Source organism: Fischerella sp. (assembly GCF_013388695.1).
Classification (GTDB): domain Bacteria; phylum Cyanobacteriota; class Cyanobacteriia; order Cyanobacteriales; family Nostocaceae; genus PCC9605.
The window spans coordinates 38,923-64,626 of the sequence record NZ_JACAEU010000009.1 but is presented as its reverse complement, the minus strand read 5'-3'; the positions used below and the strand labels follow the sequence as shown (position 1 = coordinate 64,626).

20 protein-coding genes, 1 tRNA gene and 2 pseudogenes are annotated in these 25,704 nt (G+C 43.6%); 14 read left to right on the top strand and 9 right to left on the bottom strand.

All coding sequences use genetic code 11. The features are described 5' to 3' along the window. Positions 1-129: 129 nt before the first annotated feature. From HXY43_RS01435 to HXY43_RS01410, 6 genes are all read left to right on the top strand, one after another. Positions 130-498, top strand: a complete 369-nt coding sequence (locus HXY43_RS01435) for a response regulator (RefSeq protein ID WP_290879024.1) — start codon at positions 130-132, stop codon at positions 496-498. 129 nt (positions 499-627) lie between these two features. After that, a complete protein-coding gene (locus HXY43_RS01430; protein ID WP_290879022.1) occupies positions 628-939 on the top strand; it encodes a hypothetical protein in 312 nt (103 codons plus the stop codon). Between the two features lie 329 nt (positions 940-1,268). Beyond that, positions 1,269-3,635 (top strand): photosystem I core protein PsaA, encoded by a 2,367-nt coding sequence (gene psaA / locus HXY43_RS01425; protein ID WP_290879020.1) that lies wholly within the window; start codon positions 1,269-1,271, stop codon positions 3,633-3,635. A gap of 119 nt (positions 3,636-3,754) precedes the next feature. Then, positions 3,755-5,980, top strand: a complete 2,226-nt coding sequence (psaB, locus tag HXY43_RS01420) for a photosystem I core protein PsaB (protein ID WP_026734713.1) — start codon at positions 3,755-3,757, stop codon at positions 5,978-5,980. Positions 5,981-6,260: 280 nt separating this feature from the next. Beyond that, complete coding sequence (locus HXY43_RS01415; RefSeq protein ID WP_290879017.1) at positions 6,261-6,797, top strand: photosystem I reaction center subunit XI; 537 nt, start codon at positions 6,261-6,263, stop codon at positions 6,795-6,797. A gap of 63 nt (positions 6,798-6,860) precedes the next feature. Next, entirely contained in the window at positions 6,861-7,061 is a 201-nt protein-coding gene (locus HXY43_RS01410; protein WP_290879015.1) for a hypothetical protein, read from the top strand. A 233-nt stretch (positions 7,062-7,294) separates the two neighbouring features. Here HXY43_RS01410 and HXY43_RS01405 read toward each other — a convergent pair whose 3' ends face one another. Both HXY43_RS01405 and HXY43_RS01400 read right to left on the bottom strand, forming a co-directional pair. After that, entirely contained in the window at positions 7,295-7,588 is a 294-nt protein-coding gene (locus HXY43_RS01405; RefSeq protein WP_290879013.1) for a hypothetical protein, read from the bottom strand. Positions 7,589-7,597: 9 nt separating this feature from the next. Continuing rightward, positions 7,598-7,670: transfer RNA gene (locus HXY43_RS01400), tRNA-Ala, on the bottom strand. A gap of 193 nt (positions 7,671-7,863) precedes the next feature. Between HXY43_RS01400 and csaB the strand changes: the two genes are divergently transcribed. The 4 genes from csaB (at position 7,864) to HXY43_RS01380 (ending at position 11,573) form a co-directional block, all read left to right on the top strand. Then, positions 7,864-8,910 carry a polysaccharide pyruvyl transferase CsaB gene (csaB, locus tag HXY43_RS01395; protein ID WP_290879026.1) on the top strand — a complete coding sequence of 349 codons (1,047 nt, stop codon included), beginning with the start codon at positions 7,864-7,866 and terminating at the stop codon, positions 8,908-8,910. 483 nt (positions 8,911-9,393) lie between these two features. Beyond that, a complete protein-coding gene (locus HXY43_RS01390; RefSeq protein WP_026734709.1) occupies positions 9,394-9,783 on the top strand; it encodes an SCO5389 family protein in 390 nt (129 codons plus the stop codon). A gap of 296 nt (positions 9,784-10,079) precedes the next feature. Next, on the top strand, positions 10,080-10,388 hold the full coding sequence (locus HXY43_RS01385) for a threonine dehydratase (RefSeq protein WP_290879010.1): 309 nt from the start codon (positions 10,080-10,082) through the stop codon (positions 10,386-10,388). A gap of 396 nt (positions 10,389-10,784) precedes the next feature. Then, the gene (locus tag HXY43_RS01380) at positions 10,785-11,573 is read left to right on the top strand and encodes a YgcG family protein (protein WP_290879008.1); all 789 of its coding nucleotides are present in this window, start codon (positions 10,785-10,787) and stop codon (positions 11,571-11,573) included. 94 nt (positions 11,574-11,667) lie between these two features. Here the strand turns inward: HXY43_RS01380 and HXY43_RS01375 are convergent, their stop codons facing one another. The 3 genes from HXY43_RS01375 to HXY43_RS01365 form a co-directional block, all read right to left on the bottom strand. Continuing rightward, positions 11,668-12,879, bottom strand: a complete 1,212-nt coding sequence (locus HXY43_RS01375) for an ATP phosphoribosyltransferase regulatory subunit (protein WP_290879006.1) — start codon at positions 12,877-12,879, stop codon at positions 11,668-11,670. Next, complete coding sequence (locus HXY43_RS01370; protein ID WP_290879004.1) at positions 12,879-13,841, bottom strand: J domain-containing protein; 963 nt, start codon at positions 13,839-13,841, stop codon at positions 12,879-12,881. The genes HXY43_RS01375 and HXY43_RS01370 overlap by 1 nt, the downstream gene beginning before the upstream one ends. Before the next feature lie 359 nt (positions 13,842-14,200). Beyond that, the gene (locus HXY43_RS01365) at positions 14,201-15,013 is read right to left on the bottom strand and encodes an inositol monophosphatase family protein (RefSeq protein ID WP_290879002.1); all 813 of its coding nucleotides are present in this window, start codon (positions 15,011-15,013) and stop codon (positions 14,201-14,203) included. A 164-nt stretch (positions 15,014-15,177) separates the two neighbouring features. On the opposite strand from HXY43_RS01365, the gene ureG reads away from it, so the two are divergent. After that, positions 15,178-15,774 (top strand): urease accessory protein UreG, encoded by a 597-nt coding sequence (ureG, locus tag HXY43_RS01360; protein ID WP_290879000.1) that lies wholly within the window; start codon positions 15,178-15,180, stop codon positions 15,772-15,774. Positions 15,775-15,928: 154 nt separating this feature from the next. On the opposite strand, the gene HXY43_RS01355 is transcribed toward ureG, so the two are convergent. Next, positions 15,929-16,456 carry a hypothetical protein gene (locus tag HXY43_RS01355; RefSeq protein WP_290878999.1) on the bottom strand — a complete coding sequence of 176 codons (528 nt, stop codon included), beginning with the start codon at positions 16,454-16,456 and terminating at the stop codon, positions 15,929-15,931. Between the two features lie 124 nt (positions 16,457-16,580). On the opposite strand from HXY43_RS01355, the gene HXY43_RS01350 reads away from it, so the two are divergent. The 3 genes and pseudogenes from HXY43_RS01350 to HXY43_RS01340 form a co-directional block, all read left to right on the top strand. Beyond that, a complete protein-coding gene (locus tag HXY43_RS01350) occupies positions 16,581-17,462 on the top strand; it encodes a universal stress protein (protein WP_290878996.1) in 882 nt (293 codons plus the stop codon). 30 nt (positions 17,463-17,492) lie between these two features. Beyond that, a pseudogene (locus HXY43_RS01345) lies at positions 17,493-18,077 on the top strand (sensor histidine kinase); the annotation flags it as partial. Between the two features lie 556 nt (positions 18,078-18,633). After that, positions 18,634-19,326: pseudogene (locus tag HXY43_RS01340) on the top strand (cyclase family protein); the annotation flags it as partial. Positions 19,327-19,717: 391 nt separating this feature from the next. On the opposite strand, the gene clpB reads toward HXY43_RS01340, so the two are convergent. The 3 genes from clpB to hpsU form a co-directional block, all read right to left on the bottom strand. After that, positions 19,718-22,336: an ATP-dependent chaperone ClpB gene (gene clpB / locus HXY43_RS01335; RefSeq protein ID WP_026734695.1), complete on the bottom strand. Its 2,619-nt coding sequence runs from the start codon at positions 22,334-22,336 to the stop codon at positions 19,718-19,720. 473 nt (positions 22,337-22,809) lie between these two features. Then, a complete protein-coding gene (gene ilvB / locus HXY43_RS01330; protein ID WP_290878993.1) occupies positions 22,810-24,702 on the bottom strand; it encodes a biosynthetic-type acetolactate synthase large subunit in 1,893 nt (630 codons plus the stop codon). 279 nt (positions 24,703-24,981) lie between these two features. After that, positions 24,982-25,572 carry a hormogonium polysaccharide biosynthesis acetyltransferase HpsU gene (gene hpsU, locus HXY43_RS01325; RefSeq protein WP_290878990.1) on the bottom strand — a complete coding sequence of 197 codons (591 nt, stop codon included), beginning with the start codon at positions 25,570-25,572 and terminating at the stop codon, positions 24,982-24,984. Positions 25,573-25,704 lie beyond the last annotated feature (132 nt).

Below are 25,704 nucleotides of genomic sequence, written 5' to 3'. Positions count from 1 at the left end.
CCACTAACCACTAACCACTAACCACTAACCACTAACTACTAACCACTAACCACTAACTACTAACCACTAACCACTAACCACTAACCACTAACCACTAACAACCAACAACCAACAACCAACAACCAACAAATGACAAAACGCATTTTGATTATTGATGATGAACAGGATATCCGAGAAACTACACAGATGTGTCTAGAGATAGCTGGCGAATGGGAAGTCCTCACAGCAGTTTCCGGTAAAGAAGGTTTGGTCAAAGCTGCGGCAGAAAAACCTGATGTCATTCTCTTAGATGTGATGATGCCAGATATGGATGGGTTGACAACCTTGCAAAACCTCCAAAAAAATCCGAAAACTCAGAATATTCCGGTAGTTTTGCTCACAGCAAAAGCACAGGCTGCTGAACAACGTCAGTTTACTCAACTCAAGGTAGCGGCGGTAATTACCAAACCCTACGATCCTTTTACTTTATCTGATCAAGTGCTACAGGCATTGATCTAAGCAGCGCGATCGCAACCTAATAGATCCCCGACTTTTCCAAAAAGTCGGGGATCTTGCTTGCTTAGATACAAAAAAATCTGTCAAAATAAAGCCAATCAAGCCAAATCCTCTGCTGTGAGGTCATAATTTATGCTTCCGGCTGACACAATCCTCCGTAGTCGCTACAAAATCATCACACTCTTGGGAAAGGGTGGATTTGGTGAAACTTATTTAGCAGAAGATTTAGATATACCTACCAATCCCAAGCCGAAGCGTGTTGTGAAACTACTCTCTCCTCAAAACCGCAATCCTCAAGTTTTGCAACTCGCGAAAGATTTATTTGATAGAGATCACCAACTGCCAGAAGATTCTAGCACAGGGGAAGTGATCTGGCGGCAGTGGGCAAATGTTGGCGATAGGGTAGCAGGAGTTTTAACCAACATGGTACGTTCTAATCATTAATGACTCTGGCCAAACAAGTAGCTGAAGTGCTGAATTGGAAATAGTTTTTGTAATTTATTGTTAATAACTATCTTCCTTCATCAGTTCTTCATTTTTTTTTCTTATTCTCTAATGAAAGGGTTATTCAGCCACTTGCTCTCTCTTGAGCGAATAATTTATTTACAAATAATCCAGCGTTGCTGTTAATCCAATCGCTGGCTTTTTTCTCTTGTTTGATTTGGTTAGTGGCTAATAGTTAATCCCTAAACCAACAACTAACAACAAACTGAAATACAGCTATTTTGAGCAGAGCAAAGTTCTCATTTCTTTAATAGAAGAGGGAGAGTTCAATGACTCTTACGCCAGAGCGAGAGCAAAAGGCGACGGTTGTAGTTGATAACGATCCAGTGTCTACTTCTTTTCAGAAGTGGTCGCAACCAGGACACTTTGACCGCACCCTCGCCAAAGGTCCCAAAACCACAACCTGGATTTGGAACTTACATGCTAACGCCCACGATTTTGATACTCATACCAGCGATTTAGAAGACATATCGCGCAAGATTTTTGCTGCTCATTTTGGGCATCTAGCGGTGGTGTTTATTTGGTTAAGCGGCATGTATTTTCATGGTGCTCGCTTTTCCAATTTTGAAGCTTGGATGGCAAATCCAACTGGTATTAAACCCAGTGCCCAAGTTGTTTGGCCCATATTTGGCCAAGAAATTTTGAATGGAGATATGGGTGGTGGTTTCCACGGCATTCAAATCACATCTGGGCTTTTCCAGATGTGGCGTGCTGCTGGTTTCACCAATACATTCCAATTGTATTGCACTGCAATTGGCGCTTTGGTAATGGCAGCGCTGATGCTGTTCGCCGGTTGGTTCCACTATCACAAACGCGCTCCCAAACTGGAATGGTTCCAGAATACCCAGTCAATGTTAAATCATCACTTGGCTGGACTTTTGGGTTTGGGTTCGTTGGGTTGGACAGGACACCTAATCCATGTTTCCTTGCCGACTAACAAGCTGTTAGATGCTGGAGTAGCTCTTAAGGATATTCCTTTACCACACGAGTTCATCTTGAATCCCAGTTTGATGAACGAGTTGTATCCCCATGTAGATTGGGGCTTTGTGAAAGGTGTCCTGCCTTTCTTCACCTTGCAGTGGGAGCATTTTACTGACTTCCTCACCTTTAAGGGTGGTCTTAACCCTGTAACTGGTGGCTTGTGGTTGACAGATGTTGCACATCATCATTTGGCGATCGCGGTAATGTTCATCATTGCCGGTCACATGTATCGTACCAACTGGGGTATCGGTCACAGCATTAAAGAAATGCTGGATGATGCCAGAACTCCAAACATGCTGCCATTCTTGAGCTTTATTGGGCCTGTCGGTCACAAGGGTCTGTTTGAAGTCCTCACGACGTCCTGGCACGCTCAGCTATCAATCAATTTGGCAATGTTGGGTTCTCTGAGCATTATCATCGCCCATCACATGTATGCGATGCCGCCCTATCCCTATTTGGCAACAGACTATGCGACTGTGGTATCTCTATTCACTCACCATGTATGGATTGGAGGCTTCCTGATTGTTGGCGGGGCAGCCCACGCAGCGATTTACATGGTGCGGGACTACGATCCAGAACAAAATTTCAATAATGTGCTGGATCGGGTACTACGCCATCGGGATGCAATTATTTCTCATCTTGCTTGGGTGTGTCAGTTCCTTGGCTTCCATAGCTTTGCCATGTATTGTCATAACGACACCATGCGGGCTTTTGGTCGTCCTCAGGATATGTTCTCGGATACGGGAATTCAATTACAGCCAGTGTTTGCCCAGTGGCTGCAACATATCCATACGATGACCATAGGAAATCCATCTCTCCAAGTTGCTGCACCTTTGGGTCATGCTTTCGGTGGCTTGCGAAATCTGGAACTAACAGGATTGGGAACCGCAGCGCCTAATTTGCACGAGCCTGTCAGCTATGCTTTCGGTGGTGGTGTAGTGGCTGTGGGTGGGAAAGTGGCAATGATGCCCATTACCTTGGGTACAGCAGATTTCTTAATTCACCACATTCACGCCTTCACAATTCACGTCACTGTTCTAGTACTGCTGAAAGGAGTTTTATTTGCCCGCAGTTCCCGTTTAATTCCAGATAAAGCTAATTTAGGCTTCCGCTTCCCCTGCGATGGGCCGGGACGGGGTGGTACTTGCCAGGTATCAGCTTGGGATCATGTATTCCTAGGTCTGTTCTGGATGTACAATTCTCTCAGTATGGTGATTTTCCACTTCTTCTGGAAGATGCAATCAGATGTCTGGGGGACGGTGGGAGCAGATGGGGTGGTCACTCACATCACTGGTGGAAACTTTGCGACTTCGTCAATAACGAATAACGGTTGGTTGCGTGATTTCCTTTGGGCGCAATCAACACAAGTGATTACATCCTACAATACATCACTTTCGGCCTACGGCTTAATGTTCCTGGGCGGACACTTCATCTTTGGCTTTAGTCTGATGTTCTTATTCAGTGGTCGTGGCTACTGGCAAGAACTGATTGAATCGATAGTTTGGGCACACAACAAGTTGAAAGTTGCCCCAGCTATTCAACCTCGTGCTTTGAGCATCATTCACGGTCGGGCTGTAGGGGTTGCTCATTATCTTTTAGGAGGAATTGTCACTACTTGGGCTTTCTTCCTGGCAAGAATGACGGCATTTGGATGAAGGCAAAAGGAAAAAGGCAAAAGGTAAAAGAAAGAATTTAACTTGTGTACTTTTTCCTTTTTCCGGCTATATTGCTTCATTTTTGCCTTTTTACTTTTTACTTTTTACTTCTTTGGCTTATGGCTACTAAATTCCCAAAATTTAGCCAAGACCTTGCTAATGACCCGACAACGCGGCGCATTTTCTATGCGATCGCTACTGCTCACGATTTTGAAAGTCATGATGGGATGACGGAGGAAAATCTCTATCAAAGGATTTTTGCCTCTCACTTTGGTCATCTAGCAATTATTTTTCTGTGGGCGTCGGGGATTTTGTTCCACGTTGCTTGGCAAGGTAATTTTGAGGTATGGATTAAAGACCCTGTGCATGTGCGCCCCATCGCCCACGCGATCTGGGATGCTCAATTTGGGCCAGGAGCTATTAAAGCTTTCACCCAAGCAGGAGCGAGGAACCCCGTAGATATTTGCTATTCTGGTGTTTACCACTGGTGGTACACTATCGGACTCCGCACAAATACTGAACTGTATGTTGGTGCATTGTTCCTAATTCTGCTAGCAGCAGTCTTCTTGTTTGCAGGCTGGTTACATTTACAACCTAGATATCGTCCTAATCTGGGTTGGTTCAAAAATTCGGAAGCTCGCTTAAATCACCACTTAGCAGGTTTGTTTGGTGTTAGCTCTTTAGCTTGGGCTGGTCATTTAGTACACGTTGCTATCCCCGAATCTCGCGGACAACATGTTGGCTGGGATAACTTCTTATCTACCCCACCCCATCCCGCTGGTTTGTGGGCATTTTTCACGGGTAATTGGGGAGCATACGCTCAAAACCCTGATACCGCCCAGCATGTATTTAGTACCTCTCAAGGTGCAGGCACAGCAATTCTCACGTTCTTAGGTGGTTTCCATCCCCAGACGCAATCACTGTGGCTGACGGATATGGCACACCATCATTTAGCGATCGCAGTCGTATTAATTATTGCGGGTCACATGTACCGCACTAACTGGCGTATCGGTCACAATATCAAAGAGATGATGGACTCCAAGACTTTCTTTGGTAGAAAAGTTGAAGGGCCATTTAATCTACCTCACCAAGGGCTGTACGAAACAGTAAACAATTCTCTGCATTTCCAACTCTCTTTGGCACTAGCTTGTCTAGGTGTTGCCAGTTCTTTGACGGCACAGCACATGTATTCCATGCCGCCTTATGCTTTTATCGCCAAGGATTTTACCACAATGGCGGCATTATACACACACCATCAGTATATTGCCGGTTTCTTAATGGTAGGGGCATTTTCCCATGCTGCCATCTTCTGGATTAAAGATTACGACCCAGAACAGAATAAAGGTAATGTCCTAGAGCGAGTGTTAAAGCACAAAGAAGCCATTATTGCTCATCTAAGTTGGGTATCGCTATTCTTAGGCTTCCATACCTTGGGTCTATACGTCCACAACGATGTAGAAGTAGCCTTTGGCGCGGCTGATAAGCAAATCTTGATTGAGCCGGTGTTTGCTCAGTTTATCCAGTCAGCAAACGGTAAGATTTTGTATGGGTTTCATACACTGCTGTCAAACCCAGATAGTATTGCTTTCACAGCATGGCCCAATCATGCCAACGTCTGGTTGCCGGGATGGTTGGATGCTATCAACGATGGCACTAACTCATTGTTCTTGACTATTGGCCCGGGTGACTTTTATGTTCATCATGCGATCGCTCTCGGTTTGCATGTCACCACCTTGATATTAGTAAAAGGTGCGTTGGATGCTCGTGGTTCCAAGCTAATGCCCGATAAAAAAGATTTTGGCTACGCCTTTCCTTGTGATGGGCCTGGTCGGGGTGGCACTTGTGATATCTCAGCTTGGGATGCATCTTACCTCGCCGTCTTCTGGATGCTTAACACTCTGGGTTGGGTAACGTTCTACTGGCATTGGAAGCATCTATCTATCTGGCAAGGGAATGTCGCTCAATTCAACGAATCTTCTACCTATCTCATGGGTTGGTTCCGAGACTACCTCTGGGCAAACTCCGCTCAGTTGATTAATGGCTATAACCCCTATGGGACTAGTAACTTAGCTGTTTGGGCTTGGATGTTCCTGTTTGGACACTTAGCTTGGGCTGTTAGCTTCATGTTCCTAATTACATGGCGGGGTTACTGGCAAGAGTTAATCGAAACTCTGGCTTGGGCACACGAACAAACGCCCCTATCCTTTGGCTACTGGAGAGATAAACCCGTTGCTTTGTCAATTGTTCAGGCTCGTTTAGTCGGCTTAACTCACTTTACTGTTGGTTATATCGCTACCTACGGAGCCTTTTTAATTGCCTCAACAGCAAGTAAGTTTGGTCAATGAATCAACTGTTGGCAGTTAAAAATTAACTGTCAACAGTTAACAAATAAATCTAAGTTCTCAAGGTTATACTTTGTTATTTTTATTCCGGAAATTAAGTTATTAAAAATATAAAGTTTCGACCTCCTCTCTTGCTTGACTGAGCAAGAGACTTTCCTATTTATGTTTGCATTATTATTGATTTTATTATTAAAATTTTCTAAAAAAAGATTTGATAAAATCAATAATTGATATATTTAAAATTAAGACAACATCAACCAATTCAATACAAAGATTAATAACAATGTCTAATACAGTTGATACAGTAGATAACGATATAATTAAACCTTTCAAAGGCGATCCCTGTCTTGGTAATCTATCAACCCCTATTAATGATTCTCCTTTAGCTAAAGCTTTCATCAATAATTTACCTGCTTATCGCAAAGGGTTAACTCCTTTTATGCGGGGACTCGAAATTGGTATAGCTCATGGTTATTTTCTTGTAGGGCCAGAGGTTGTAGTTGGACCTTTACGGGAATCAGCACATGGAGCAAATCTCAGTGGATTAATCACTGCCATATATATAGCTGTATCTGCTTGTTTAGGAATTTCCATTTTTGCGATTACAACATTCCAAGGAAATCCGAAAGGTTCTTATAGTTCTTATTCCAAAGACTCATTAAGACCGTTGAGAACTCGTGAAGAATGGAGCCAATTAAATGGCGGAATTTTTCTTGGTGCAATGGGTGGTGCAATATTTGCATATTTGCTGCTCGAAAACTTTGACTCTTTGGATGCCATCCTCAGAGGAGCAGTTAATGTTAGCTACCTGTCGTTTTAGTCTCACTAATTTTACATTGGATAAGTTTGAATTATAAATTGTGAATTGTAGAGGAAGTACATCATGGTAGATATGACACAACTAACAGGTGACTATGCTGCTTCATGGTTGCCCTGGATCATGATTCCCCTAGTTTTCTATATTTTGCCTTTTCCTGTGTTTGCCATATTATTTTTATGGATTCAAAAAGAAGGTGATGATCGCAGCAACCAAACAGATAGCAATCTTACAGAAATTAGGGAAATGGGAGCACCTACTCCGTAAAAGAAAGTCTTTTGAAGTATAAGTTATCTTGTTATATCTACTCTACCCCCTTAATTAAAGCAGGGCTGTTTCATAAGATTCACTGAGAAACCGCATCCCTTGCACCGCAAAGGATAGGTACGGCATTTGAAATCCGGTCAATCCCGGTTTCAAATGCCAATAATCTTTTTTAGCTCTGCACCTCAAAGGACATAGAAACAGGGTCAAAATTCAGGGTAGCGATCGCATTTAGCTTATGAGGGGGTTTGGGGAGCTATAAGCCCCGCGCTGTACTCGAAGCGATCGGCGTTCAACGTGTTGGGTGTAACCTGTATCAGGTCATAGCGAAACTGAATGCCATCTGCAACAGTAGCCTGCACCGTTTCTGCATCCAACATTTGCGAGTATTCCCAACTGCCAAATTTGTTGGTGCGGTAGGTTTTACGATCCATACCTGCAACAGGCATTTCGGGATTCAACTCAAATGGATACCAGATGAGCTGAACATTAATATTTGAATCAAGTTGCGCCTCTTTGACAATCTCCACCTAACATAATGGAGCTAAGCGGATTCGAACCGCTGACCCCCTCAATGCCATTGAGGTGCTCTACCAACTGAGCTATAACCCCATACTTTACTTCTTTTGTGATGCTTTCAGATGATTTATCTGAAGTTGCCACTTTTGTTATTATACACCAATTTATGCCATTTTTACTTATGAGAATTGTTAATATCTCTTAATTCATCAATTCCTGTCTAAGGCTATTCCACGGCAAAATATTCAGTTAAACAATCAGAAATCCAAAATCTCAAATGGCTAAGATGCGGGCGCTATTATCTGGGTATTACGGTCAAGGAAATGGTGGCGATGAAGCTTTGTTGGCAACGCTACTGCAAATGTTGCCACCTGATGTTACGCCTGTGGTTCTTTCTGGCAATCTAGAAGAAACCCAGAGACGTTATGGTGTGGAAACCTACGAACGCATGGCTTTTTTACCCCTCATACAAGCTTTGCGTTCTTGTGATGCTTTAATCTGGGGTGGTGGTAGTCTAATCCAAGATGCTACCAGTGCCATCAGCCCATTTTATTATGGGGGCATGATGACATTAGCCCAAAAAATGGGATTGAAAACTGTTGCTTGGGCACAGGGAATTGGCCCTTTGAGACGTTCAGTGACTCGTTGGTTAGCACGGCAAACTTTTGCGGGTTGCACAAAAGTCAGTGTACGCGATCGCGCTTCTGCAAGTTTACTTTCAGATTGGCAAATTCCCCATCTCCTAGCACCCGATCCGGTTTGGGCGTTAGAGCCTAAACCAGTACCCGGGCTTTGGGATTTACCTGCGCCGAGGGTAGCGCTAACATTGCGATCGCATCCCCAATTGACACCGACTCGCCTTAGTAACCTAACTCGCGCATTAGTAGATTTTCAAAAAGCTACGCAAACTTTTATTATCTTGCTGCCATTCCAGCAACGCCAAGATTTGAGTATAGCCCAAGCAATTCAACCAGCCCTTAAAGATGTTAGCAAAATTCTATCTCTAGAAGAACCGCAACTTTTAAAAGGTGTATTTCGCGGTATTGAAATGACCATAGGCATGCGCCTGCACAGTTTGATTATGGCAGCAAGTGAAGGGTGTCGCTGTTTTGCCCTCAGTTACGATCCCAAGGTGAATAGGTTGATGGAAGATTTGGATATGCCAGGATGGGATTTGGCGAATTTACCAGATGATGCCAATGTTATTAGTAAAGCTTGGATTGAGCATTATGCTAATGGCGATCCGCTTTCATCAGAAAAAATTCAGTTTTTCGTGGATCGGGCGTTGATCCATCGTGAGGTGTTGTACCAAGCACTGGGTGAAAATAGATAGTTCTAATGTACCAATCACGCTTGAGTAGGTCATAACTTAGTATAATGTTGCACAAATTCGTCACGAATTAAATATAGAAAGACTCTGCGCCCCTGGTGCGCTTATACCAAGTTGCGTTCAGATATAGCAATAGTAATTCGTGCCCTCTCCCCCCTTCCCCTCTCCCAAATTGGGAGAGGGGCTGGGGGTGAGGGAAGTACTATCTTTGACTGCAACTTAGTATTACTCCGCTACAGGCGTGCGTTTAAAAAAGCTACGATTTTATGCAAAGCTGTACTTAGTAATTAAATCACAAATGAGCAAGTGTAACCGCATGACTCATTGATGAAACAAAAAATATACATATGTTACTTAAAGAAAGATTGAGAAAATGTTAAATATTACTTTTTCTTGCAATCGAGTAAAAACATTGAATGAAAATGATTATGATTATACGGAGAAATTCGGTTACTTTCGACCCAAAACATAAGTAAGGAAAGTAATATGTCACTGAATGTTAACGTGCATCTCATTGACCAAGCGAAAGCAGGTAAAGTTAACGAAGCAGAGTTTGTTGACACAATTAGAGAATCATTACCTTATGCCTGGGGAATTGTAGAAAGCCTTGCAGAGCGTCTAGCAAGAGGAGAAGAATGGGCTAATCATTGCGTTGCACCGCCAACAGAAAAACACAGAGCGCAACTATTACGTATGATGGGTGGAGATGCAATTCGTGGAGCAGTTGAACGTTATTTTGGAATAAAATTGGCATTTCAAAATTGCCATAACGTTGCTGCTTTTCGCCCAGAAAATCTAGACTCTTCTGCCTACCTAAATTTCATTTCAATTGAAAGCCAAATTCTCAACCAAACACCCGAATTAGTAGACTGCTAATTTACTCTCAATCAGAGCCAGAGGCTCTAATTCTCACCTGCCAGGTTGAACCTGGTAACGAGGATCGAGGTTGAATAAGTGCGATCGCAACAGAGGGGCGCAATATTTGCGTCCCTCTGTTAATGATTGTTTATACTAAATTATGTTTAGAATTATTAAAAGATATATAGATAAGTCATATATTTTTGGTATGAGCGGCGTAGAGATGTCAGTTTTTTAAACTTATTTAAGAGATATTACACATCGTCAAGGCAGTAAGTCAAAATAATAATCAGCCGCGATCAGGAGGCACTGCCATGTCTGGTGTAATTCAAATTATTCGGAACTCGTTTATTCGCCTTGAAGGGTTTTTATATCAGCTATTTGGTTTTATCAAAAGCCTTTTTTCTCAGATATTTGGTTTTTTGGCTAAGATATTCGGTTTCTCCAAGTCTGGATATTTTTTAGAAAACAATGAAGCAACAAGCACAAAGCCATCTAATATACAGCAACCAACTAAAATAGAGCCAAAAACTACTCCAGAAGCCCCTACCACTATTCGTCGTCGTCCCGATCCTAAGATGGACTACTTTCGCAAAATGGCTCAAGACCTGAATAAGAGCTAGGTTTAATTCAAACTAGAAGCATAGCTCTTCTTTGGTAACGCGATCGCCATCTGTATGCCCATCAGTAACACCCAAGTAGAAGCAGACATTTCCCCTCAAAGCTTGGGTGTTGTTTTTTTGCAGAAGATAAACACAGATGGAATGGGTAATGGGTAATGGGAAATAAAACTACCAATTACCAATCACCAATATATCTGTATGTATGCTTGATAACCGCTTCTAGATTTTTTAAGCACAATAGAAATAGAAGGGTATTTCAAAAACCTCTGAGAGTGCTTGGTAAGGGATAAATGATTGGTTCAGTCAGTAAGATCGGCTCCCAAAGAACAAGCCTAGAACAGAAGCAAATTTTTACTTTCACATGCTCCAGACATTTGTCTGCTAGAGGCTGAAATAATGAAGTTGAATTTACTAAAACCAAAACCTACTTTTTGGGTTAGTTTATTAGGTTCTGTCGTTTTTCTGTTTCCTTTTCCCAGTTTAGCCTTGACTGTCCAAGAAGTTCCCAATCCCCGGCAAAATAATGGCGGTTGGGTAACTGATATGGCAGGAATTCTTACAGAACAGACAGAAACCCAAATAAATCAGATGATTTCGCAGTTAGAGGCTAAATATGGTACAGAAATGGCGGTGGTAACTGTGCCAAAAACAGCCCCTGCTGACTCTCCGAAACAATTCGCAACGGAACTTTTTAATTACTGGGGGATTGGCAAGAAAGGACAAGATAATGGCGTACTGTTTTTGATTTCAGTAGGCGATCGCCGAGTGGAAATTGAGACGGGTTACGGCGTGGAAGCGATTTTGCCCGATGCCAAGGTAGGCAACATTATTGATACCCAAATTATCCCGCGATTTAAAAAAGGAGATTTTGAAGGTGGCACGCTAGCGGGAACGAAAGCGCTGGTAGTTATTCTAGAGTCCGATCGGGCAGTTTCTGCAAACAGGGTAAAAACTCCAAATCAAGTAGCAACTCCGAACGTAGAAACATCTCAAGATGGTACTGTCCCTTGGGGATTGCTAGCAGCCGGAGGGGGAATATTGGTGCTAGTGCTAGGCGGTGCTGTTTACCTGATACGTCCTGGTAAAATTTTCATTGCACCGGAAGGACGTACGCGCATCAGTGGTGGCGATCGCATTTTTTTGTGTGCTGATTGCCAACAGCCGATGGAAAGGGAGATGGGGTGATGTTTCCCCACCTTCCTTGTCTCCCATGTCCTCTTTGTCACTTCTTCAGGCGGATATGGCAGTTATTTTGATAACTGCCACAGTGGGGATTTTACTATGTTACTGACTCAATGTTTGTGGAGCCATCAGCTTTAACCCAAGCAATTTGGGCGATGTGGCGATCGCGTGCATATTGCCGGATTGCTTCAGCGTCCCGTCTTTCCAAATCCATTTCTACCCGCACCATCTGGGTAGAGTTGCGGAGTTTTTGAGCGTAGGCAAAAGCAGCAGTGTATGCACTATTGCTTTCTGCGACAACCAACCAGTTACTAGCTGGTGTATTTTGCGGTAATTGCTGAGAAGACGAGATAGATTGGTATAAATCTTCAATAAAAAAAGTAAACCCGATTCCAGGTATATTCTCACCTTGGGGATGATACAGCCCTAAAAGTTGGTCATAACGACCACCCCGCCCTAATACTCGCGCTCCGGCTTCAGTATCACTGACTACTTCAAAAGAGATTCCAGTGTAGTAGTCAAAGGTTTGGATCAAGCTGAGGTCAAGGATGAGTGGGAAATTTTCCTGATTTTCCAGTAATTCTATTAAAGATTTGAGGTTATTTACCGCTTCTTGCTGGGGGGTATCTAAACCCAGGCTGCTGACTTTTTCCAACACATCAGCGCTGTTGCCACGCAAATCTAGAATGGTTATAGCGCGGGAGCGCAATTCTTCAGTTAGGGGTAAATTATCTATGGTAATTCGGTCGAGATGGGCGATCGCATTCCGGACTTGATTGCGGATGTTACCAGGAAACGCTTCTAACAGCGATCGGGTGATTCCCGCCTCGCCCAAAATTAAATGCCAGCGATCGAGCGAGAGTGCTTGCAAACAGTCTGCAACTAGAAGCAGCACTTCTGCATCGGCAGCTAAGCCACCACCGCCTAATAACTCTACCCCAGCTTGATAGAATTCCTGCGGTTGATTGCGTCGATAATCGGGCATGCGCTGGAAAACATTAGTATTGTAATACAGGCGTTGCGGATAAGTAACCCCTGCCATGCGAGTTACAGCCGTACGTGCAATAGACGCCGTTAGTTCCGGACGCAGACCTAATTCTTCATCTTCAGCATTTTGCAATTGAAGCACTGCTGAGCGCGGAATTGCACCCCCCGCCATCAGCGTATCCATCCGCTCTAGCGTTGAGGTGATAATTCTGTGGTATCCCCAACGGTGAAATACCTGCTGTAACCTTTCTTCTATCCAGCGTTTTTGAGCTACATCTAAGGGTAATAAATCCCTGGCTCCCGCTGGTGGTTGATAAACCATTACTTTTTCTTTCCACCAAACAAACCACCAAACAAACCGCCACCCTCAGATTTATCTGGTTGCTTAGCCGTAGTAGTTGACGTCGTCGTAGACTTCGCACTACCGGGTTTTTGCCCCGAAATCTGTTCAATTTTGCGTTTCCCCGCTAACGCTGTTTCGTCATTGGGGTCTAATTGCAGGGCGCGGTCAAAATGAACTTTTGCCATCGTGGTTCGATTTTGCCTCAAATAGACCATTCCGATCAAGCTATGGCAATGACTATTATTTGGCTGTAGTTTCAGAGCATCTCGTAATTCTACCTCCGCTGATGCGAGTTGATTTTTGGCAATCAACTCTTGGGAACGGCGGATATATTGTTGAACTACGGCTGAGTCTTCCTTCGGTGGCGCTGGAGGAGGAGGGGGTGCAGCAGCTTTATTAGCCGTCTGTGGTGTACCTGTGTTAGGTTTTGCCTGCGCTACTGGTGGCGGTGCAGCGATTGATTTACCAGCGCTCCGCATTAAGTAAACTAAATTCAACTCGCTGATTAAACCGATGATTTGCACCGCTTGCTGTAAAGAATTGTATTGAGTTTCTGCTATTTTAGCGATCGCAATTTTATAGGCGTTTTCCACATTAGGCGTAGCCGTTAGCTGTTTTGCTACATCGGTGTTTAGTTCCAGCGAAGCAGATTCTTGTACTAAGCGCTTGCCCATTTGCGACAGAACTATCATGTATTCGGTGCGATTTTTTTCTTGGGAAAGCTTTTCATAGGCTGGGTTCACCAACTTTGACAATAAATCGCTAGCTAGCTGTTTTTCAGCATTACTAGCCGCAGCACAGCTATCAGGGTGTAGATGACGGGCGATTTTCAGATAGCGTTTGCGGATTTCCTTCACATCTGCATCAACTGGAACACATAAAATTGCGTGATGGTCTATGAAATCATATTTAAAAAGTCCACGTTCTATTTTGAAAGACATAGAGCCTTTTTATACTAAACATTAAGTGATTCCTACTAGTTTACTTCGCTCTATTGGGGATCTGTCAGTAGTTATCCGATTTTGGATTTTGGATTTTAGATTAGTTTGACAGATAAAGCTGTGGGGCTTGTAATATGGAGGAATTACGGTCAGTAGTTAGTGATTGTTCCCCATTTCTCTACCTTCTTATACATCCCTGGGGTGGACATAAAGCAATACAGTTCAGATCAGACTAAAACCCTTATTTAGAAGGTGGTATAGAGACGCGAAATTTCGCGTCTCCACAGGTCTGTCTCACAAAAATTCTTAACTGAATTGTATTGCCATCCTACCTATCAGACTCTTTATCTCCCCATTTCCTACTTCCAAGCAGACAAGGGTGGAACTTGTTGCAGTTCACAACTTAGACTGTCGTGAATATAACCATTTGTTGCCAGAATCCTGCCTGACTCCAGGTTTATAGGAGTGCCATCGTATGCAGTCACTTTACCTCCGGCTTCACGTAATATAATAATGCCTGCGGCAATATCCCAAGGAGAAAGGCCTCGTTCCCAGTAGCCATCGAGACGCCCACAGGCAACGTGAGCTAAATCAACAGATGCTGCACCGCTGCGTCGTACTCCTTGGGTCAGGTGAGTGAGATGACAAAATTCTGCGTAGTTGTTGTCAGAAGTTTCACGACGGTCATAGGCAAATCCCGTTACCAGCAGACTCTTACTTAGTTCTGAAGTTTCCGAAACTTGCATAGGGCGACGGTTACGTGTTGCACCTAGGTCTTGGGCTGCACGGAATAGCTCATCGTGAAAAGGGTCATAAATAACACCTACTTGCGGAACACCGTTAATAAGCAACCCGATGGAAACAGCAAAAAATGGGTATTGATGGGCGAAGTTGGTTGTACCATCTAAAGGGTCGATTGCCCAGAGGAATTCATTTTCTTGATTTCCCAGTTTCCCAGATTCTTCTGCGAGAATGCCGTGATCGGGAAAGTGACGTGCCAAAATTTGCAATACTACTTCTTCTGAAGCTTTATCAGCAACAGTGACTAGATCGCCAGGACGTCCTTTTTCAGTAATTGCGTCTTCTACCTTGCCTAAGTAAGCTTGCAAAACTCCACCAGCAGCTAGCGCCGCTTCTGTGGCAATATCTAGAAAAATTTGTAGATTAGTCATCAGTCATTAGTCATTGGTCATTGGTCATTAGTCATTAGTCCATAGTCAATGGTCAACAGTCAACAACCAACAACCACTAACCACTAACCACTAACTACTAACCACTAACCACCAACCACTAACTACTAACTATTAACAACCAACAACCAACAACCAACAAAATTATGAGTGCTTTTCGAGTCGGAGTCGCTGGGCCTGTGGGATCGGGAAAAACTGCTTTGGTGGATGCTTTATGTAAAGCAATGCGCGATCGCTATCATATTGCAGTGGTGACGAATGATATTTATACCCAGGAAGATGCACAGTTTTTGGTGCGTTCTCAAGCCTTAACTAGCGATCGCATTTTAGGTGTAGAGACTGGTGGTTGTCCTCACACTGCTATTCGAGAAGATGCTTCCATGAATTTAGCCGCAGTTGAACAACTAGAGGCGCGTTTTCCTGATTTAGATTTAGTCTTTTTAGAAAGTGGCGGCGATAATTTAGCTGCTACTTTTAGCCCTGAATTGGTAGATTTAACAATTTACGTTATCGATGTTGCCGCTGGTGATAAAATTCCTCGCAAAGGTGGCCCCGGCATTACTAAATCTGATTTATTAGTGATTAATAAAATTGATTTAGCTCCCTATGTAGGTGCAGATTTAAGTGTAATGGAACGAGATGCCAAAAAAATGCGCGGCGATAAACCCTTTATTTTTACCAATTTAAAAACAAAAGCAGGTCTGACAGATGTGATTGAGTTTGTGACTAAAAATATTTGCTAATTTTTTGTTAGTGGTTAGTGGTTAGTGGTTAGTTGTTGGTTGTCTCCCCATCTCCCCTTCGGGGAATTAAAAATGTAAAATTAAAAATTAAAAATTTTGAATTTTGAATTTTGAATTTTTAATTGACTACTCCCCATCTCCCCATCTCCCACTTTCAATCCGTGCCAGACCAACTCCAAGTTGGGTTTCCCTTGTTAACACTTTTTTTGGTAATAGCAGGAGTGAAGCCGTTTACATCTCGTTTACCTGTCATATCCAAAATCAAAAATACCTTACCGCCATTGAATCTGATCCGCAAGTAAGAATGGGAATCATAAGTTTCGTTACCATATTTGACAATTCCACCAGCTGCCACACATTTACGGTAGGCTGGTTTGAGGTTTGCTACCCAGGTGACGCTAAACAAATCTGAGGTGGCGATCGCAAACGGCCCTGCAAAAGAGCTTAATTTTGCTTGACCATTCAGCGTGTATCCCCCTTCATAGTAAGGCGCGTGCTGTTCTGTCACCATAACTTTTTGAGGACAGTTTGCTTCGGGTGCATCTACAGATTTGAAAACGCCTAATTCTACCTGGGCTGCTTGGGCTGAAATTATTGGGAAAAAAGCAAAAATAGCTGTTCCTAAACAAAGTAAAATCCGCTTATTCTTCCTTTTAATGATGATTAATCTCTGCTTACTCATTCTAATTCAATTATTCTCAAAGCAATTAATTAGGGATGTGAGTGAATAAATTTGGCTTTATGCTAATGATAGCTTTTGCAGTTAAAGTAGAATATTTTTATTAACTCTCTTTTACTAGTTATATATGTTTGAACGAATTTTAATTTGCACAGATTTTTCTGACAGCTTACATCGTCTAGCCAATTTTGTTTCCAGTTTTGCACTTGCAGGAATAAAGCAAATTGTTTTTCTGCACGTTGTTCCCTTGTGGGAAAAAGGCATTATTCCACAAGTCGATAGTGAGAAAATAGAACAAGCTCAAACCAGATTGATAGCAGCTGTTGGCGAAAGTCCTACCGATGTAGAAGTTAAAATAGAAGTTCAATCAGGAAAGCCTGTTGAGACAATACTTAAGGTTGCCCAAACCTATGAGTCCCAATTGATTGTACTGGGTTCTCAAAGTCGCAGCTTACTCACGGAAAAACTAGTGGGTAGTACGATGGCTGACTTATCTCGCCGAACAATGATTCCTCTACTGGTACTGCGTCCTCAATTAATCTCAGCTTATACTTGTGAGGAATTAACACTCCGTTGTCAGCACCTTTTGCGCTGTTTGCTACTTCCCTACAACGATAGTCAAGCAGCAAATTATTTGGTGCAACAGATCAAGCACCTAGCTCAACAACAGTCTGGTAGACTTCTCCAACAGTGTAGGCTTTGCTGGGTTTTAGAAAATATTGGTCGTCGAGAAATACCAAGGAAAATCCTACCACAGCAGGCTCAGCAAACCCTATCTCAGATTAAAGCTGATTTGGAAGGGGTAAATTTACAAGTGGAGACAGAAGTTCGGGAAGGCTATCCTGTCAGCCAGATTTTAGAGACGGCTGCAATGGCTGATATTAGTGCGATCGCCGTGTCTTCTGAAACGATAGGTAAACCCCAAGAATGGTTGGTTTCTAGTTTTGCGGCGGAATTATTGCGTCATAGCTGGTATCCCGTACTCTTTTTTCCACCCGAACGTGGCTAAACCTGAGAAGGTGGCCAAGCTTGCTATTTAACCGATCGCATTCGTCAGATTGTTCTGTCTTTACGCAACTTCTCCCGCTTGGATGAAGCCGACATGAAAGCGGTTGATATCCATGAAGGTATTGATAATACTTTACTACTGCTACAAAATCGCCTCAAAGCGAAGCCAGAACATCAGGAAATTCAGATCATTAAAGAGTACGGCGACTTGCCATTGGTAGATTGCTATGCCGGACAGCTCAATCAGGTGTTTATGAATCTGTTGGCAAATGCGATTGATGCTTTAGAAGAGTCAATAGTCAAAAATCCCGAACTATTGACTATGGACTATGGACTCTTGACTAAACCACAGATTCACATTCGCACTGAAATTCAAGACAATTTCGTGTTTATCCGTATTGCCGACAATGGTTCTGGTATGACGGAGGAAGTACGGCAAAAGCTATTTGATCCCTTCTTCACAACTAAACCCGTAGGTAAAGATACGGGTATGGGTTTATCAATTAGCTACAAGATTATTGTTGAAAAACACATGGGCAAACTTCAGTGTATTTCAGCACCTGGGAAAGGAGCCGAGTTTGTAGTTGCTATTCCGTTGAAACAGCTAGAATATTAAACAATCCGCCCATCCATAAGCAGTTAATCCGTTATTTACATCTAAAAACACAGAGAATGGAATAGGCTGAAAATCATAGAATCTATGTAAAATAAAGCCTTTTCTACCTAAAAGTCATAATTCCAGATGGCATAAGGGTTTTGTCCCTTCATATACATTGTTCAGATCAAGCTAGACCAAATTTGTACAGGATTTTACATAGTTGAAAGTATTATATTTTTCTCGTGTGTAATCACTGAGTACGCAAAAACTTAACTTGTTTTACGTAAATTTAATTAAAGCTTAGTCAAAAATTAACATATTGGCTGTTAACCTATTATTAATTCACTTTTTGCTGCAACATTTGAACCCTCCAGAATCTGTGGTTTACAGAGTTTGGGGGGATTCTTTTTTAAGAGGAGAAAGGGGAAAGAGAAAAAACCCTTGCCCCTTAACCTTTTCCCTTTCCCCTTCTAAATTTGGTAAGCTAGCGAAAGCTTATGGATTGCGATCGCCAAGTGTTTCCGTTAAATCAATGGTTGCGGGCAAGATGCCCACACCACAAAACCTAAAAAATATCACCTACTCCCGGGTTATCCATCTGAGTCATGTGATTGACACTGATATTCCTCATTGGCAAGGCGATCCTCCTGTAGAATTTGAAACAGTAGCAAAACTAGAAAAAGATGGCTATTATCTGCGGCGCTTTTCCTTGGGAGAACATAGCGCTACCCATATTAACGCCCCGATCGGTTTTTACAATTCTGGTGTCGCAATTGACCAATATCCCGCCGAGTCGCTAGTTTTACCTGCGGTAGTAATTGATATCCGGGAACAAGTAGCAAACAATCCAGATTATGCCCTCACTGTTGCCGATATTCTGGCGTGGGAGGAGCAAAACGGGGAGATTTCCACGGATAATATTGTATTGTTGTATACAGGTTGGCAAGAAAAATGGAGCGATCGCACTGCATTTATGAACCAGGATAATCAAGGAAGTATGCATTTTCCTGGATTTGGCAGCGATGCAACTCAGTTTCTACTCAATAAACGTCAAATAGCTGGAGTTGGAATTGATACTCACGGTGTAGATTGTGGGCAAGATACGACTTTTGCCACCAACCGCTTGGTTTTAGAGAAACCGCGTATTGTTCTAGAGAATCTCACTAATTTGGATCAACTACCACCCAAAGGAACTACCCTGGCGATCGGGGTTTTGAGATTGCGTGGTGGTTCTGGTTCTCCTGCTGGGGTGTTGGCGTTAATCTAGTCGCTATCAGGGAGATGGGGAGATGGGGGAGTGAGGGAGTGGGAGAGTGGGGGCTAGGGGCCCCCTCTGGGGTTGGGGGCTGTGGGAGAATAACCACTAACTACTAACCGCAGCTACTTTCATAAAAAAACGTAAAGACGCTCTTGTTCAGTCTTTGCGTAATATTATTTATTGCCGTGTAGGATGAAAACAAAAGCCTGTAATATCATATTCGGTTGAAGACCGATAGTTAGGACTGACGCAGGGACACCGGGACGCGGAGAGATTTTAAATCCAATAAATTGTTTTGTGGTGCGGGCATCCTGCCCGCCTATGAGGACGGGCTTCTAGCCCGTCCCACAAGATTTTTCTAATGCACAAAATTAGCTGTGTCGCGCCACTACAATATCAATCAGGTCGTCAGTAATTCTGCGGGTAAGCGCTTGAAGGAAAGGCGCTCATTCTCAATATCTACAAAGATGGTATCGCCATCGTTAAATTCGCCCCGCAGGATAGCTTTAGCGATTGGTGTTTCTAACTCCCGTTGAATAGCTCGCTTCAGCGGACGTGCACCAAAAACTGGGTCATATCCTACTTCAGCTAAAAAGTCAAGAGCCGCATCCGAGAGTTTGAGAGACATTTTGCGATCGCCCAATCTTTGCCGCAATCTTTCGACTTGCAACTGCACAATTTCGCGCAATTGGTCTTTTTGCAAGCTGTGGAAGATGATGAGTTCGTCAATGCGGTTGAGGAACTCCGGACGGAAGCTATTTCGCATCGCCTCCATTACTCGATGGCGCATTTCGTCATACCTGGCTTCATCTCCCGCCACATCAAGGATAAACTGCGAACCGATGTTGCTGGTCATGATAATAATCGTGTTCTTGAAATCGACCGTATGACCTTGAGCATCGGTGACACGTCCATCATCAAGAATTTGCAGCAAGATGTTGAACACTTCCGGGTGTGCTTTTTCGATTTCGTCGAAGAGAATCACCGCATAGGGACGACGGCGAATTGATTCGGTCAACTGTCCGCCTTCTTCGTAACCTACATATCCCGGAGGCGCACCAATTAAACGAGAAACAGCGTGTTTCTCCATGTACTCGGACATATCAATCCGTACTAGCGCTTCTTCGGTGTCAAACAGGTATGCAGCCAAGGCTTTCGCTAATTCGGTCTTACCTACACCCGTTGGGCCGAGGAAAATAAAGCTAGCAATGGGACGATTTGGATCTGCTAAACCAGCACGCGATCGCTGAATGGCGTCAGCAACGGCTGTAACTGCTTCTTCTTGTCCAACGACGCGGCGATGCAGTTCATCTTCCAAGTGCAGCAGTTTCTCTTTCTCAGATTCCACCAACTTGCTGATGGGAATACCCGTCCACTTGGAAATTACTTCTGCAATGTCAGACTCGGTGACTTCCTCCCGTAACAGAGATTTGCCAGTGCGTTGAGTTTGAGCTAACTCAGATTCTGCGGTTTCTAATTTGCGGTGCAAATCGGTTAATTTGCCGTATTTTAACTCCGCAGCGCGGTTGAGGTCGTAATCGCGTTCGGCTTGTTGAATTTCTAAGTTAACGCGGTCTATTTCTTCTTTGACAGACTGGATTTTAGTGATAATGTCTTTTTCAGACTGCCATTGAGCATTCAACGCCCTTTGTTCTTCTTTGAGATCCGCAAGTTCTTTTTCTAGTTTTTCCAGACGTTCTCGAGAAGCTGCATTGCTTTCTTTTTGCAGCGATAGCTTCTCCATTTCTAATTGCAGAATCTTGCGATCGATTTCGTCAAGTTCTTCTGGTTTGGAGGTAATCTCCATTTTCAGTCTCGCCGCTGCTTCGTCTACCAAGTCAATGGCTTTGTCTGGTAAGAAGCGGTCAGAAATATATCGACTTGACAATGTCGCCGCCGCCACTAAAGCATTATCGGAAATTTTCACCCCGTGGTGCAGTTCATACCGCTCTTTCAACCCGCGCAGAATCGAGATAGTATCTTCTACACTCGGCTGGTCTACATAAACTTGCTGGAAGCGTCTTTCTAGAGCGGCATCTTTTTCAATATACTTGCGGTACTCATCTAAGGTTGTCGCACCGATACAGCGTAATTCACCCCGCGCCAACATTGGTTTGAGCAAGTTACTAGCATCCATTGCGCCTTGGGTTGCACCCGCACCAACAACGGTGTGAATTTCATCAATAAACAGAATTATATTGCCGCCGGACTCGGTAACTTCTTTTAATACTGCTTTCAGGCGTTCTTCAAATTCACCCCGGAATTTTGCCCCCGCAATCAAAGCACCCATGTCCAAAGCCATCAGTTTGCGGTCTTTAAGGGACTGGGGTACATCACCAGCAACGATGCGCTGGGCTAAACCTTCGACAATTGCAGTTTTACCTACACCCGGTTCCCCAATCAACACGGGGTTATTCTTGGTACGGCGAGAGAGAATTTGAATAGTACGGCGAATTTCATCATCGCGTCCGATCACCGGATCAAGTTTACCTTGACGGGCAGCTTCGGTGAGGTCACGCCCATATTTCTCCAGTGCTTGGTATTTGCCTTCTGGATTTTGGTCGGTCACTTTCTGGCTCCCTCGAACTTGTTTAATAGTATCCTTTAATTTTCTTTCGTCTAATCCAAATTCTTGGAATAAACTTTTACCAAAGCGGTCATCTTTGGCGTAAGCAAGTAATAGGTGTTCAATTGAGATGTACTCGTCACCAAACTCCTTACGATAACCTTCAGCTCGGTCTAGAAGTGAATCCAAGCTGCGTCCCAAGTATACGGAACTAATACTACCAGAAACTTTTGGCTGACGTTGAATAAATTGGTCAGTGCGATCGCGCAGTTTTTGCAGATTCACACCAGCTTTCGTCAAAATCGGCCCTGCTAGGCCTTCCTGTTCTAACAACGCTTTCATCAGGTGTTCGCTTTCGATTTGCTGATGCTGGTTTTGTTTGGCAATATCAGGAGTATGCGCGATCGCTTCCCACGCTTTTTCTGTAAATTGGTTTGGATTAGTTGGTTGCATAGGCTTTTTGAGGAACGAACTACAACACGCGCAAATATAAGTTTTGTTCTTATATGGTCATTGTAAAAAGAGGTGGGTAACTAGCTGGATCGGTCTTCACGTCTTTTTAAAGTAGTATTACCGTCTGTTTGCCGGGAGATGAACAGACGCGGTGACGCGGAGATAAACTTGAGTGATTTATTAATAATTAATATTTTATGGAGCAATCAAAACCACATCACCCACTTTAATCGTTGTTAAAGCTTCTTGGATTTTAGGCATAATATCAAGTCCGGATAATCAATTTATGTTCCTACTGCGATGCTCCGAAGGAGCGGTCTTTGACCATCGCAACTATTAGGTAATACCCCAATTACCCTTACGGGTACTCTGCGAGAAACGGACATGATATTAGTTCTTCGGCAAGCATGTAATTAACACAAAGGGTGGGTTACTGACCCACCCTACATAATTATTGACAAATTGCGATCGCTCTACAACTTAGTTCCACACTCAGGACAGAAGTTGTTATTGGGAAGATTTTTAGCTCCGCAGTTACTGCAATAAACAGGTTCGACATCAGTTTTTGGTAGCTGTTTGGGTAAGCCGATCATCTGAGCGTTGCTCTTTCCTGGGGCTACCATTGGGTAGCAGTTCTCATCTTTGGTGACGTGAGCATCGATAATTACCGGGCCATCATGAGCTAACATTTCGGCGATCGCGTCTTTAAGTTCTTCCCGGCTCTTAACCACTATGCCCTTAATACCGTAAGCTTTACAAAGCAACTCAAGATCTGGCATCCCAACTTCCATATTCGAGCATGAGTAACGCTCTCCGTGGAAGGCTTGCTGCCACTGACGCACCATTCCCTGCCAGCCATTATTGACAATCACAGTCTTGACATTTATGCCATACTGTGCAAGCGTCCCAAGCTCTTGCAAACACATCTGGAAGCTAGCATCACCGCTGATACAGATAACTTCTGCATTCGGGAATGCCACTTTCGCACCCATAGCAGCAGGCAAACCAAAGCCCATCGTTCCCAAGCCACCACTAGAAATCCAGCGTCTTGGCCCTGCCTTAAGAAATTGGGCTGACCACATCTGGTGTTGACCCACATCGGTTGTATAGTAGGCGTGGGGTGCTTGGCGGCCGACTTCTGCAATCACCTCTTGTGGTGACATACTATCGGGATACTGTGGCACTACCAACGGATACTCTTCTTTCCAGCGGTTGATTAATCTCAACCACTCTTGAGTTTGGTTGGGCGTACTCTTAATACCTAGTTCTTGGCATCGACGCAAGATGTCTTGCAACACGTTCTTGACATCGCCGACGATGGGTACTTCGGGAACGCGGTTTTTACCAACTTCTGCGGGATCGATGTCAATGTGAATGACTTGAGCACGGGAAGCGAATTCGTCTAACTTGCCAGTAACACGGTCATCAAATCTAGCACCAACACAAATGAGTAAGTCACAGTCGGTGACAGCAAAGTTGGCGTAGGCGGTGCCGTGCATTCCCAACATTCCCACCGAGAGAGGATGATGTTCGTCAAATGCACCCAAACCCATCAATGTTGTGGTGACGGGAATATTAAATAATTCAGCTAGTTCTTGAATTTCTGCGTAAGCATTAGAGGCGATCGCACCTCCACCCACATACAGCAAAGGACGGCGACTTTGGCGAATTAATTGAATCGCTGCGTTAATTTGCCGTGGATTTCCCTTGACAGTGGGGCGATATCCTGGTAATCTCACCGAACCTGGTTCTACAGGCACATAGTCAAATTCTTCAAAAGCTACATCCTTGGGGACATCGATTAAAACTGGCCCTGGTCGTCCCGTACTGGCAATGTGGAAGGCTTCGGCAACAATTCGCGCCATGTCTCTGGGATCGCGCACTACGTAGGAGTGCTTGACTATCGGCAGCGTAATTCCATAAATATCAGTTTCTTGAAACGCATCCGTACCAATCATTTTCCGGGGCACTTGTCCCGTGACAATCACCATCGGGATCGAGTCCATGTAGGCGGTGGCAATACCTGTCACCAAGTTAGTGGCCCCTGGCCCAGAAGTACCAAAACATACTCCCACTTTCCCTGTAGCACGAGCATAACCATCAGCAGCATGAGCTGCGCCTTGTTCGTGCCTTACCAGGATGTGCTTAATACCACCAGTAGCTTGCTCAAAATAAAGTTCATCATAAATTGGCAGAATCGCACCACCAGGATAACCAAAAATACATTCGACGCCGTGGCGTTTGAGACTGTCAAGTAACGCAAAACCACCAGATGCACGTCTGGGCGTCACGACTGGCGATAGAGAAACATTAGACTGGGTTTGATTTTCAGTTTGTGGGGCATTTATTGAGGAACGCGATCGCACAGTCAAACCTCACGTATAAGCTAAGATAACGCAAAAATTCTGTAGTTAAGTTTTCATTTTAATTTAAAACTCTCATCATTCATTGAAATTATTAGCTATTCCTGACATAAGGCAGGCATATGAAAGAAAATCCTACTCCTCTTGTCTAAGGAATTTCGCGGGGATTGGGAATAAGTAAAAATTTATGAATGCTGAATGCTGAAAATTTCATAATTCATAATTCATAATTCATAATTTTTATGCCCTTTGCCCTATTTGCTTGTAAGGTAATTCCGAATTCTAAACTGTCAATTCCGAATTGGGTTGATGCTTCTCAGTCCTGGGATACCGGGGACGACATGGTGTTCCCCAACATACTTGCCCAGAAGGTATATCGCTAAAAACACTGCTGCGCGCACCAATTACGGCGTTTGCCCCAATTTTTACTCCTGCCCCAATGAAGCAATCAGCAGCCACCCATACCCCATCATTAACACAGATACTTGCTGTTTTCAATCCGAAAGCCGAGTCATACATGTCATGACTACCAGTACACAAATAACTTTTCTGTGAAATTACGCAGTGTTCACCGATATGGATGTAGTCTAAACTGTATAAAACCACATCATCCCCTATCCAACTGTAATCACCGATAGTAATTTTCCAAGGGTAGGTGAAACGAGCTGTAGGTCGAATTAGTACACCTTTACCGATCTGAGCGCCAAACCAGCGTAACAAGGCACAACGCAGACTGTTTAACGGATGAGGAGTGAGAGGAAAAGCGATCGCCTGCACAAACCACCACAGCAAAACATACCAGCCAGGACGTCCACGATCAAACCAGGATTGGTCATATTTGCGTAAATCTATAAATGGTTGGTCATTAGTCATTAGTCAAGAGTCAATAGTTAGTGGTTAGTGGTTAGTAGTTAGTGGTTAGTGGCGTAACAAGTCACGCATTCACGCATTCACGCATTCAAAAAGATTCTTAGTTTTGAATTTTGAATTTTGAATTTTGAATTT